Genomic DNA, 11,404 nt, shown 5'->3' with positions numbered 1-11,404 from the left:
GCCGGCCAAAGGCCGCTGTGTGAGGAGTTCAGCCGCGTTGACAGGATTCTGCCGTTTTGGAACAATTAGAAACACCCCGTTTTTGAGACTGGAGCAGAAAAATCCCCCCACATCCCACAGCCGCCCCGGAGCGTATGCCGGGCCCGGAAGCAAAAACAGACAGCGGCACCCCCACCCCATCAAAAACCGGCGTTGAAGTAGGCGTCGAAGATTCTTTTGGCTATGGGGACGGCGTAGTCGCTGCCGGATCCGATGCCTTCTATGATGACGGTAACGGCGATTTCCGGGTGGTCGGCGGGGGCGAAGCCGGTGAACCAGGCGTGGGAATCGGCTTTGTTCTGGTTGAATTCAGCGGAACCGGTTTTGCCTGCGGCTGTGTAAGTAAGGCCTGAGAGGCGGGAGGCGGTGCCCTCTTCCACCACGTCGATCATCAGTCCGCGCAGTGCGGCGGCTTCTTCAGAAGTCATGAGGCGGCGGTACTGCTGAGCCTGGAATTGTTTGATGATTTTGCCGTCCGCGCTTTCAATGCGTTCCATTTCGTAAGGGCGCATCAGAAGTCCGTCGTTGGCTATGGCGGAGGTTATCATACATAAATGCAGAGGGGTGATCTGGGTCTTGCCCTGGCCTATGACGGTCTGTATGAGATCCTCGTCACCGCTGTCGGCGGTTAGCTGGATGTGGCTTTTGGAGTAGGGAATGTCAATGGGAAGCTCCTGGTTAAAGAGGAGATCCCGCATGGTGGAAACAAAGCTTTGTTTATCCAGCGTCATGCCGATGTTGGCGAAGGAGGCATTGCAGGACTTGGCAAAGGAGCGTTCAAAGGAAACCTGGCCGTGTTTGCTTCCGTGGAAGCAGCGGATGGTGTTCTCTCCATGGGTATAGCTGCCGTTGCACTGGTAGGTGTAATTGGGCCAGGTATTCGGATTCTCACGGATGTATTCCAGCGAGGTCACGATTTTAAAGGTGGAGCCTGGCGGATATACGCCCTGGGAGGCTCTGTTCAGCAGGCTGGAATTTTCGGTGTCCGCTGTGACTTCGTCCCAGATTCTGGCAATTTCATTGGGATTAAAATCCGGTTTGGAAACCATGGCAAGTATTTTCCCGGTATCGGGTTCCATGACCACAATTGCGCCCTCATATATGCCCATCGCTTTATAGGCAACCTCCTGAAGCCCGGTGTCCAGGGTAGTATAGAGGTTGTTTCCCGGATTCTTTTTGCCGGAGGCGGAGTTGCCGGCCTGCTGGGCTACAGTGGCCGAGGTGTTGATCAGGTAGTAGTTGGCCAGGCTTTCCAGCCCGGTTTTTCCTTTGTCGGAATAGCCTACGATATGGGCAAACATGTTGTCATAGGGATAATTGCGGACTTCTTTTCCCGATTCATCCCTGATTGTCTGTGCAAGGATTTCCCCGTCCGCAGAATAAATGGTGCCGCGGGTGTTTTTCGTTGCAAGGACAGCCTGCCGGCTGTTGTAGCTGTTATTGAACAGGGCTTCGGAATTGGAGGTGACATAGGTGCACAGATAGATAATAAGGCCCGCAAAAAGGCAGCAGAAAAAAGCTGCTGTGCCGATCAGGTTTCTATTTGCCCTTCGGATATCGTATATTTTTTCTTCCGTTCCAGGGCGCTTCCTCTTCATCGTCCCAGTAGATTTCTTTTTCCGGGCCGTTGCGGTAGTCTTCTTCAAAGTCGTCTTCTTCATACTCATCTTCATTCCAGCCTTCTTCTTCATAATCCCCGTCTTCCATATATTCGTCATCCACTGCATCATTTTCCATATCGCTGTAATCCTGATAGTCTTCTTCTATATAGTCTTCCTCATACGGCTCTTCCCCGACGCCGCTCCCATCATACGCCTTTCTGCGTCTGCGGTCTTCTTGTTCCCATTCGTCCTGTTCCCTGAGCCAGATTCCCTGCATGATGGAAAAAAGGATCAGGGTGGTCATGACGCTGCTTCCTCCATAGCTGACCAAAGGAAGAGTCACGCCGGTCAGCGGGATGAATTTGGTGCCGCCCCCGATGGTGAGGAAAATCTGAAAAATATACATTACGCCGAAGCCCGAAGCAATCAGGCGGAAAAAGGGATCTGAGGAATAAAGGGCAATTTTTAGAATCATAAAAAAACAGGAAATACATATGAAAATCAGGCAGATGGAAAAAATGATTCCCAGTTCTTCCGTCACCGCGGCAAAAATAAAGTCGGTCTCCACATAAGGGATGTCCTTCGGCGTACCCTGGCCGATTCCGAGGCCGAACCAGCTTCCCCGGGACATGGCAAAGAGCGACTGGGTGATCTGGTAGCCCTGGTTGTCAATTACGCTCCAGGGATCCTTCCAGGCCTGTACTCTGACCTGCACGTGCCTGAATATCAGGAAAGCCAGATAGGAAGCCACACCTCCGGCGCCGGCCCCGGCCAGCAGATATCGGTATTTTCCGGTGGCAAAGAAAACCAGGAATACATAGGCGGCGAAAAAAATCAGGGCGCTGCCCAGATCCCTGGAGGCCACAAGGATCAGAATGTGAGCCGCGGCAACCGCGCCGCTGAGGGCCACATTTTTAAAGGAGGAATCCTCCCAGAGTATGGCGGCCATGCAGAACAGGAACAGGATTTTCACAAATTCCGAGGGCTGGAAGGTGATTCCTCCCAGGGAAAAGAACAGCTTGGAGCCATGCGTCACCTGCCCTAATATGAGCACAGCGCCGATGGCAATAATACCTGCCCCGGCATAGGCCCAGGTCAGTTTTTTCCAGAAGCGGCATCTGCGGATAAACAGTGGGACCGCCAGGGCGACGGCCAGGGAAACGGCCGAGATAAGCAGCTGTTTTCCGGCTTTGTGCAGATCCAGTCGGGTCAATATCACAAAACCGGTCCCCAGCAGCAGACACATATGATTCACCAGCAGCCGGTTGATTCCCGGATAAATCATGGAAAACATCATCATGGCAGTAAAAATGGCTATCTGGGATATGGCATAAAAGAACAGATAATCCACATCGCCTTTTTCCACGCATATGGTCAGAAATGCGGCAAACTGAATGACAAATATGAAGGCACTCTGCAGGTTGTCATATTTTTTCCGGCCTGTTTCCGTGCAGAATACCCGAAAAAAAGAAAGCACTGTATAAAGTATCATGAACAGAGTGATTATGTATTTGGAGTAAACAATGATGTATTGTTCCATGCCCTGTTATTCGGCTCCTTTTTTAAAGTGTCCGGTGGTAAATTTCCAGTTCACCTGCCTGTTGATAAGCTCTGCCGCCTCCGCACTGCGGGTGATGCAAAGGCGGTGAAAAATTGACATGCGCTCCGCCGTCTGTGCTCCGCTTTCCTCCAGGAAATCCAGGCGGACCGCTTCGGCGCCGCTTTCCGCGATTTCTCCCAGATATGCATGAAGGGAAAGGGAAACGGAATTGTAAATGATATTGTAGCAGTAAGCACAGTCTGTTTCCACGGGGAACTCCGCCTGGTATCTGTCAAGCAGACGGTATTCCTGCATATCCGCCTGTTTTAAGGCTTTGTCTGAATGCAGAACTTCACATGATGTCCCGGCCGTTGTTTTTCCCCGGCGGCTTTCCGTCTCCTTCAGACAGCTTCCCGCGGTTTTACGGATACAATTTGCCGTTACCATCATGGGAATCCTGCCGTAAACGAGAATCTCCTGCCCTTTCTTTGGCAGCGCATAAATACCTTTGCGGTTCAGCTCCAGCGGCGCGCAGTAGGTATCCATTTTATCCGCCCAGAAGCCATAGGTTTCACGGTTCCACAGATACAGCCTGTGATCCAGGGCAACACCACCCTTCCAGTCCTTTTCGTACAGCCACTGCCGTCCGGATAAAGATGCCGCCTGCACGCCGTCAAATAATCCGGTACCCAGGGCGGCAGACAGGCGTTCCAGCCTGGCTTCATCCTGTTTACGGAGAATAACGGGGAGGGAAAGATACAGTTCTGCTCCCGGAAATTCATTTTTCATGTCTTTTAAAGCAGCTTCCCAGTCTCCCCGGAGGAAGGTATGGGGAAGGTACAGCCTGTCCGCCCCTTCCTTCAGACAGCTGTATGCCTGGGATATGGTTTTTACAGATGCATGCACGGAAAGCGGACCGTAGGGAACCCCGCTCCCTTTTTGTGTATTTTCCGAAACCGCGGCCGCACAGGATGGTATCCCCTTTGCTGTGGCAGGTGCGTCCGTCCGGCACTTATTTGCTGTTCTTACCGGGCCGTTTCCCTGTGCTGTTTTCTGTTTCAGAAGATCCAGCACCTGACGTCTTGCTTCATTCAGTGCTTTGACAGGCAAAAATGCGTTGTCCGCCATATCCAGCCGGATATCCTCTGCCCGGAAGCCGCTTCCGCCGGTTCTGCGCAGCTGCTTTTCCACGTCCTCACGGCTTAGCGGCCGTTTGGAGGCAGTCTGTACCTCCTGTCCTTCCACGGAAACTGCCGCAGGAATATCTTTCCCGGCCAGCGCCGCCTTCAGACGCAGGGGCCGGCCAGGGTGAAGGCTGGCCTCCATTATTACGGGAACAGTAAGCTCCGGTTCCAGAATGCCGGAACGGATATTTTGCAGAACCGCTTCATCACAGCCCGCATAGCCGGGCTGATCCAGTGTTATCATTTCCCTGCCGTTATGTCTGTGATAATAACCGCCGCTGATTTCACTGCGGATATAGAGGGAAGATAATATATGCATATCGGCTGCAGATACTTTTCCCGCTCCATCCGGACTGTCCAGGCAGGCGTCAATTCTGCGGCGGTAGACACTGGTTACGCCTGCCACATATTCCGGTTTTTTCATACGGCCTTCGATTTTAAAGGAATCAATGCCTGCTTTTATCAGCTCAGGGATAAATTCTATCGTACACATATCCTTCAGGCTCAGCGGATAGCATTCCTGTCCGTTCTGTCCGGGCAGGATCCGGTAGGGCTGCCGGCAGGGCTGGGCGCACCGGCCGCGGTTCCCGCTTCTGCCGCCCAGAAGGCTGCTGAAAAGGCACTGGCCGGAATAGCAATAGCACATAGCTCCATGGATAAAGGCTTCCACCTCCATTCCGCTTTCCCGGCACAGCGCTTCTATTTCCCCAAGGGTCAGCTCTCTTGCCGGAACGACACGGCAGACGCCCAGCTGCTTCAGGAATTCGGCGCCCCGCACATCCGTAACGGTCATCTGCGTGCTGGCATGAAGCTCCAATCCTGGAAACAGGGTACCCAACAGTGACAGCGCCCCGATATCCTGCACGATTACGCCATCCAGCCCCGCTTCATAAAATGAGCCGATAAAATCCTCCAGCTCCCCTATTTCATTTTGCTTAAGCAGCGTATTTACGGTAAGATAGAGCCTTTTCCCATAAAAATGCGCCTCCTTCAGGGCATCCACTACCTCTGTGTCACTGAAGTTTCCGGCATAAGCCCTGGCCCCGAACCTCTGTCCTCCTATATATACGGCATCCGCGCCGGCCTTCAGCGCCGCCTGAAAACAGGTATAGTCCCCGGCAGGCGCAAGTAATTCCGGTTTTTTCATAATATCCATTCCTTCTTTCGCTTTGCTTTACCGGCATCTGCAAAGTTGACAAACGCAGCCTGCCGGGTTAACAGGATAGAAAAAGGCTGTCCTGCTAAAGACAGCCTTTGTATATACCATTTATGAAGCTTAATTCCTCTGATGGGAATCACTGCTTCCTTTTTTCCTATTATCTGCCAGCTCCGTTTCCAGGCGTATGATTTTCTTGGAGCTTTCATTCAGATCACGCTGCAGGCCTTTCATGGATTTCTCCGTGTTTTCCAGCTTGATCTGGGAAGCGATCAGTTCATGCTTCAAATCATAAAGTTCCTTTTCCTTAGCCTGGATATCTTCCTCAAGCAATGCTATCTGCTTCCTGGCCTTGAAATAATCATCCGCAATGTTCAGCTGAAGCAGAACGCTCTGCCTTTCAATCGGCTGTTTCCGGAAGCTGTCCAGCTTGCCGTATTCCGTCATTTTATTATTGATGTAGGAAGCGACCTTCTGCAGGTATTCCTCACTCTCGTAACCGCTCAGAGTAAAGACCTTCCCGCCTATGATTACTTCCGTATCTGTCTTAACGGCCATAGATTAGCTCCTTTATACAATACCCGATATTTATATAAAATCTATTATAGATCAAACTACTGCGGAATTTCAAGTCCCAAATGCTGATAAGCCAGTCCGGTCACCACTCTTCCTCTGGGTGTACGGTTGATAAAGCCGTTTTTCAGCAGATACGGCTCGTAGACTTCTTCGATGGTGCCTGCATCTTCCCCGATGGCCGCTGCCAGCGTATCCAGCCCCACCGGGCCGCCGCTGAATTTATAAATCATGGTGTCCAGCATGTTCCGATCCACATGATCCAGCCCCATTTTATCCACATCCAATAGATCCAGCGCCTGATTTGCCACCTCCTGTGTAATTACGCCGTTAAAGCGTACCTGGGCGAAATCACGGACTCTTTTAAGCAGACGGTTGGCAAGGCGCGGCGTTCCACGGCTTCTTCTTGCCAGCTCCCTGGCGCCGCCCTCATCGATTTCCACATCCAGTATCCTGGCGGAATGACGGATGATGGATTTGAGTTCCTCCACCGTGTAGAATTCCAGCCTGTGGATGACCCCGAAGCGGTCACGCAGGGGCGCTGTCAGCAGGCCGGCCCTTGTCGTTGCCCCCACCAGGGTAAAATGCGGCAGATCAAGGCGGATGGAACGGGCGGAGGCGCCTTTTCCAATCATAATGTCAATGGCATAATCCTCCATGGCGGGATAAAGAACTTCCTCCACCTGCCGGTTCAGGCGGTGTATTTCATCCACAAACAGCAGGTCGCCCTCCTGAAGATTGTTCAGGATTGCAGCCATTTCCCCGGGCTTTTCAATTGCCGGGCCGCTGGTTACCTTCATATTGACACCCATTTCATTGGCGATAATGCCTGCCAGCGTGGTTTTGCCCAGGCCGGGCGGCCCGTAAAGCAGAACATGATCCAGCGCGTCTCCGCGTTGTCTGGCCGCCTCAATGTAAACCTTCAGGTTTTCCTTGGCCTTTTCCTGGCCGATATAATCATCCAGGGTCTGGGGACGCAGCGTCCCTTCGATCCGGATGTCCTCTTCCGTAATGTTTGTTTCAATGACTCTCGGCATGTAATCCTCCATGCAGCTGTAAGCCGCTGTGCAGCCGCAGCGCGGCCCTTAAATAATATGTTTTAATGCTGCCTTCAGCAGAGCTTCCACATCCATGGCTTCCGCATTTTCCACCTGTTTTACGGCGCGCAACGCTTCTGTGGCGGAATAACCCAAAGCGGTCAGCGCTTCCACCGCTTCGTTCCGGGTATCCGTAAGTCCGGAGAAATTCTCCGCATAAGCGGCGCTCTCCCTGGAAACGAAGGTGTCCTCCAGGGATACCTTATCCTTCAGATCGAGGATGACCCGCTGTGCCGTCTTGGCTCCGATACCGGGCGCCTTCGCAATTGTTTTGGCATCCTGGGACAGAACCGCCATGCGGATATCATCCGCGCTGAGCACGGAGAGTACGGCAAGTCCCCCCTTGGGGCCGATGCCGTTGACGGTGATGAGGAGACGGAACATGTCCAGGTCATCCCTTGTAAGAAATCCGTACAGCTGAAAGGAATCCTCCCTGACGCAGGTATAGGTATGTATTTTTATCTCTTCCCCGATTCCCGGAAGGCTGGAATGGAGGCTGGAGGGAATTTTTATATTAAAACCGATATGGTTGACCTCCAGGACCAGGTTATCTTCTGAAATATCGGCGATTTTGCCTACTAAATATGCAAACATGCAAACTCCTGTCCGCGCCGGAAGGCGCTTTTTCATTCATTATCCGTTCGGTTCCTTCACAGCTGCAGGCAGTCTTTATAAATCACTTCTCCAGGCCGGCAGGCGCTTCATCACCTGTCCCGCCGTCAGTCCGAGGCACAGGCCGGTAATACAGCCTGAAACGAGCAGAAACGGCAGATAATATATGGTCTGGTACGTCTGCACCACAAGCATGGCCACCACGAGCTGGGCACAGTTATGGGCTGTCCCTCCCGCCACACTCACTCCGGTTATGGAAAAACAGGGAAGCCTTTTGATCGCCAACATGACAAGGAAACTCACCAGGGCGCCTGAAAGGCTGTAAAGAACGGCAGATAGATTTCCAAATAAAAAGCCGCCAAGGAATACCCTCGCAACATTTACTGTCAACGCTTCTTTGTTCCCAAAACGGTACATGGTAATCAGCACCGCCAGATTCGGAAGCCCCAGCTTCATTCCGGGGACGCCGAAGGGAAGCGGGATCAAAGCTTCCACATAACCCAGGATCAGCGCGAAGGCAAGCAGCATACTGAGCAAAGCTGTTTTTTTCATGTCTGCCCCCATCTGCGCGCAGGGCGCGCATGTGATTAAAGCCGCATGCAATTCAGGGAGGCCGGAACCTGTTTACGCCGGCCTGCCCCTTTAGTCCAACATGGCATCCGGCGCGGAAGAATCCGTTTCCGCACGGCCTTCTATCGTTATGACCAGCTTATGAGGCAGGCAGATGATGCTTTCCCCGCTGCGGCTGATTGCCCCCTGCCTGACACAGAGCCTGTCCGGACAGTCAGCGTCCTCCAGACGGACACTGCCCCCTTCTATTACCAACAGATTCTCATTGCCGGAAGCATCCTTCAGCAAAAGCCTGGTATCCTCCGAAAGCGGAAGGCGCTCCTCCACTACTCCGTCACGGCTGACCACTACCCAGCCGTCTCCCGGCCCTGCAGTAAAATGCCTGACCAGCAGAACCCCTGCAAGAACCAGTATAGCCGCTGTCAGCAGAAAATCTGCCTTCGTCATTATAGCATGTTCGAACATATGTTTCAAGAAGCATCTTCTCCTTTATGAACGCAGTAATTGTGCAAAGTTACTGTTCAAACAGGCCAGCGCATTCAGCTGCGCAGGCCAGCGCTTTGCGCTGACCGTAAGAAAGTGATTCAGGATTGCCAAAATCCATCGCAAAAGGCGATTCAGGATGGGTTTTGGCAATCACTGTGAAGCAATTGAACAATTGCAGCACAGTTTTCCCGAAGCAGTCTCGTGCCCTCCGACTCACCGAAGGTGGAGGCGCTGACGGAAGCCGCCTTTTCATAAAAGGCAAGGGCTGTTTCATAATCCTCACGGCGGAAGGCGGCCTCACCCAGTCCGGAAAGCGCCGCGGAGTAATGGGCACAGTGCAGCTCTTCCCCGTCTTCTGCCGCGCCGGGCAAATTTCCGGAAGCCTCGTAAAGAGACAATGCCAGCTTCAGCAGTTCTTCCCCTTCTTCGTATTTTTCCTGTTTAAAACGCAGCAGAGCGGCGCTTGTCAACAGATCGGCCCGCTGTTCCTTCTCTTCCGGCTTATTCTCCAGTATGGAGGCCGCCTTTTCCAGCAGCATCGCCGCCTCTTCAAATTCATTGCGGCTTTCCAGAAGCATGCTCATATTCTGATAAAGACGTATAAACCTTATATCCCCGCCGGACAGAGCCTGCTCATATATTTTCAGGGCGCGCACATCATAACGGTAAGCCTCCTCGTCCCGTCCGGCCGCCTGGCAGACAGCAGCCACATTGATCATGACCGTGGCAAAATGCTCCGTTTCCTCCAGCTGCAGTTCTTCCATTAAAAGAAGAATATCCTCAGACAGGTTCAGCGCCTTCTCAAACTGGCCGGTTTCCCTGTAAAAATCCAGAAGTTCATTTCCAATGGTAATATATATCCCGTAATTCTTCAATTCTGAGGCGTTTTCCATGCAGCCGGTAAGAAAAGGCTCCACCTTATCCCATTCACGCCGTTCAATCAGTCCGTTCAGCTGCGCAAATATTCCGTCAATCGTCATCATTTATTCTTCTTCCTCCGTAATCAGTGTCCATCCCAGGCCGGCATCGTAGGCCATGCAATTCCAGATAATTTCTCCGTCCTCATCCAGAAGCGGCGAGTCGTCCGCTCCGTCCACCGGAACCTCATACAGAAGATCAATACACCGATCCCTCTCCACATCAACGGCCCTGGCATAAAACAGATATTCCACGCTGGGTTTGTTTCCCAGATTCAGTGGCAGGAACCATTCCTTATCCTCAGGAGAGGGGAAAGCAAACGCTGCCAAGGGGCCGTCCTCCGTCTGCTCTTCGGATCCAGCCTTTTCTTCCTCCGGCCCCCGCCCCTCTTCCAGCTCTGCTTTGAGGGATGCTTCGATGGCCTCTTCCGGAATCACCTCCGGCCGGCGGAAAAGCTCCTCCCGCAGCTCCTGGCAGAATTCATTATCGGCAAGGATCACCAGATTCTCCCACTTGCTTTTAAATTCCTGAAGCTCGGTATTGTGTGCTTCCAGCTCCGCCTTCTCCTTTGTCAGACTGCTGACACTGGCCCTGGCGGATACCAGCCTGCCTGCAATTTCCTTTTTCTCACTTCGTTCCGTATAAATGACGAAAGCCTCCACCAGCATCGCTCCCAGCAGTACCGCAACCGTAATATATGTGATAACCTTGGCAAAAACATCTTCTTTAAAATTCATTCAGGCAATCAGTCCTTCCTTTTCAAAAAACAATATTTCCTTCCTATTTTACACCATCTTGTCATAAAAGTCATTGAAAAAATTGCGGTAGCTGTAAAGGACAGAACGGTGACAAATGCGTGCATTGACAGAATCGCCGGAAAAAGCTATAATTACTGTGTTTTGAAATTCAAAGCTTTTGAAAATCAAAGGTAACTGTATCGTTAAAAACAGCTGCCAGAAAGATAACAGGAGGGGTTTACCCATGCAGAAGTATGAAATTACCACTGATTCCAATTCCGATTTACCTGTTTCCTACGCGGAAAAGTTTCAGACCGTCATCATCCCGCAGTATTATGCCTTTGGGGAAGAGGTATACGGCGATGAAAAACATATGCCTCCGGCAGAATTTTATGAACGCATGAAAAAAGGAGAGCTGCCCTCTTCCATGGCCAATAATCCGGCGGTGATCCGGGAAAAATTCGAACGTATTTTGAAAGACGGCAATGACATCCTGCATATTGCCTTTTCCTCCGCATTGAGCGGCAGCTACAACAATGTTTATGTAACCGCCCAGGAGCTGTGTGAAGAATATCCTGACCGCAAAATTGTGGTTCTGGATTCCCTGAATGTTTCCCTGGCGGAAACCATTCTTGTGATTAAGGCAAATCAGCTGCGGAAGGAAGGAAAGACTCTGGAGGGAAACGCGGCTTATCTGGAGGAATATAAGAAGCATCTGCATGTGCAGTTTACCGTGGATGATCTGTTTCATTTAAAAAGAGGCGGCAGAATCTCCGGTGCCGTTGCCGCAGTGGGAACCGCGCTGAACCTGAAGCCCTTCCTTTATGTGGGCAGGGAAGGGACCCTGGTTTCCGATGGGACTACCCGCGGCAGGAAAAAATCCATCCGCAC

At 51.9% G+C, this 11,404-nt stretch carries 11 protein-coding genes; 1 reads left to right on the top strand and 10 read right to left on the bottom strand.

Annotated features, from left to right (window positions below; all coding sequences use genetic code 11):
• Window positions 1-179: 179 nt before the first annotated feature.
• The 10 genes from HMPREF1548_RS00190 to HMPREF1548_RS00145 form a co-directional block, all read right to left on the bottom strand.
• The gene (locus HMPREF1548_RS00190; RefSeq protein ID WP_021633573.1) at window positions 180-1,637 is read right to left on the bottom strand and encodes a peptidoglycan D,D-transpeptidase FtsI family protein; all 1,458 of its coding nucleotides are present in this window, start codon (window positions 1,635-1,637) and stop codon (window positions 180-182) included.
• Window positions 1,579-3,180, bottom strand: coding sequence for an FtsW/RodA/SpoVE family cell cycle protein (locus HMPREF1548_RS00185; RefSeq protein WP_021633572.1), 1,602 nt, complete (start codon window positions 3,178-3,180; stop codon window positions 1,579-1,581). The genes HMPREF1548_RS00190 and HMPREF1548_RS00185 overlap by 59 nt, the downstream gene beginning before the upstream one ends.
• 6 nt (window positions 3,181-3,186) lie before the next feature.
• Entirely contained in the window at window positions 3,187-5,511 is a 2,325-nt protein-coding gene (locus HMPREF1548_RS00180) for a peptidase U32 family protein (protein WP_035320362.1), read from the bottom strand.
• 129 nt (window positions 5,512-5,640) lie between these two features.
• Entirely contained in the window at window positions 5,641-6,078 is a 438-nt protein-coding gene (locus HMPREF1548_RS00175; protein WP_021633569.1) for a cell division protein ZapA, read from the bottom strand.
• Between the two features lie 56 nt (window positions 6,079-6,134).
• Window positions 6,135-7,130 (bottom strand): Holliday junction branch migration DNA helicase RuvB, encoded by a 996-nt coding sequence (ruvB, locus tag HMPREF1548_RS00170; RefSeq protein ID WP_025490013.1) that lies wholly within the window; start codon window positions 7,128-7,130, stop codon window positions 6,135-6,137.
• Between the two features lie 48 nt (window positions 7,131-7,178).
• On the bottom strand, window positions 7,179-7,784 hold the full coding sequence (gene ruvA, locus HMPREF1548_RS00165; protein ID WP_025490014.1) for a Holliday junction branch migration protein RuvA: 606 nt from the start codon (window positions 7,782-7,784) through the stop codon (window positions 7,179-7,181).
• Between the two features lie 75 nt (window positions 7,785-7,859).
• Window positions 7,860-8,354 carry a Gx transporter family protein gene (locus HMPREF1548_RS00160; protein ID WP_025490015.1) on the bottom strand — a complete coding sequence of 165 codons (495 nt, stop codon included), beginning with the start codon at window positions 8,352-8,354 and terminating at the stop codon, window positions 7,860-7,862.
• 90 nt (window positions 8,355-8,444) lie between these two features.
• Window positions 8,445-8,837 (bottom strand): NusG domain II-containing protein, encoded by a 393-nt coding sequence (locus tag HMPREF1548_RS00155; RefSeq protein WP_021633565.1) that lies wholly within the window; start codon window positions 8,835-8,837, stop codon window positions 8,445-8,447.
• Window positions 8,838-8,989: 152 nt separating this feature from the next.
• Complete coding sequence (locus HMPREF1548_RS00150; RefSeq protein ID WP_021633563.1) at window positions 8,990-9,841, bottom strand: tetratricopeptide repeat protein; 852 nt, start codon at window positions 9,839-9,841, stop codon at window positions 8,990-8,992.
• Window positions 9,842-10,513 (bottom strand): hypothetical protein, encoded by a 672-nt coding sequence (locus HMPREF1548_RS00145; RefSeq protein ID WP_021633562.1) that lies wholly within the window; start codon window positions 10,511-10,513, stop codon window positions 9,842-9,844.
• Between the two features lie 244 nt (window positions 10,514-10,757).
• Between HMPREF1548_RS00145 and HMPREF1548_RS00140 the strand changes: the two genes are divergently transcribed.
• Window positions 10,758-11,404, top strand: a 647-nt coding sequence (locus tag HMPREF1548_RS00140) for a DegV family protein (protein WP_021633560.1), incomplete at its 3' end; no start/stop codon positions are given.

This window comes from Clostridium sp. KLE 1755 (genome assembly GCF_000466465.2).
Classification (GTDB): Bacteria; Bacillota; Clostridia; order Lachnospirales; family Lachnospiraceae; genus Eisenbergiella; species Eisenbergiella porci.
The sequence above is the reverse complement of the archived record's forward strand: the minus strand, read 5'-3'. Positions and strand labels throughout refer to the sequence as shown.

Excerpts from the sequence above, each read along its gene's own strand:
- HMPREF1548_RS00190 (WP_021633573.1), bottom strand. The coding sequence starts at position 1,637 with ATGAAGAGGAAGCGCCCTGGAACGGAAGAAAAAATATACGATATCCGA.
- HMPREF1548_RS00185 (WP_021633572.1), bottom strand. The coding sequence starts at position 3,180 with ATGGAACAATACATCATTGTTTACTCCAAATACATAATCACTCTGTTC.
- HMPREF1548_RS00180 (WP_035320362.1), bottom strand. The coding sequence starts at position 5,511 with ATGAAAAAACCGGAATTACTTGCGCCTGCCGGGGACTATACCTGTTTT.
- HMPREF1548_RS00175 (WP_021633569.1), bottom strand. The coding sequence starts at position 6,078 with ATGGCCGTTAAGACAGATACGGAAGTAATCATAGGCGGGAAGGTCTTT.
- ruvB (WP_025490013.1), bottom strand. The coding sequence starts at position 7,130 with ATGCCGAGAGTCATTGAAACAAACATTACGGAAGAGGACATCCGGATC.
- ruvA (WP_025490014.1), bottom strand. The coding sequence starts at position 7,784 with ATGTTTGCATATTTAGTAGGCAAAATCGCCGATATTTCAGAAGATAAC.
- HMPREF1548_RS00160 (WP_025490015.1), bottom strand. The coding sequence starts at position 8,354 with ATGAAAAAAACAGCTTTGCTCAGTATGCTGCTTGCCTTCGCGCTGATC.
- HMPREF1548_RS00155 (WP_021633565.1), bottom strand. The coding sequence starts at position 8,837 with ATGTTCGAACATGCTATAATGACGAAGGCAGATTTTCTGCTGACAGCG.
- HMPREF1548_RS00150 (WP_021633563.1), bottom strand. The coding sequence starts at position 9,841 with ATGATGACGATTGACGGAATATTTGCGCAGCTGAACGGACTGATTGAA.
- HMPREF1548_RS00145 (WP_021633562.1), bottom strand. The coding sequence starts at position 10,513 with ATGAATTTTAAAGAAGATGTTTTTGCCAAGGTTATCACATATATTACG.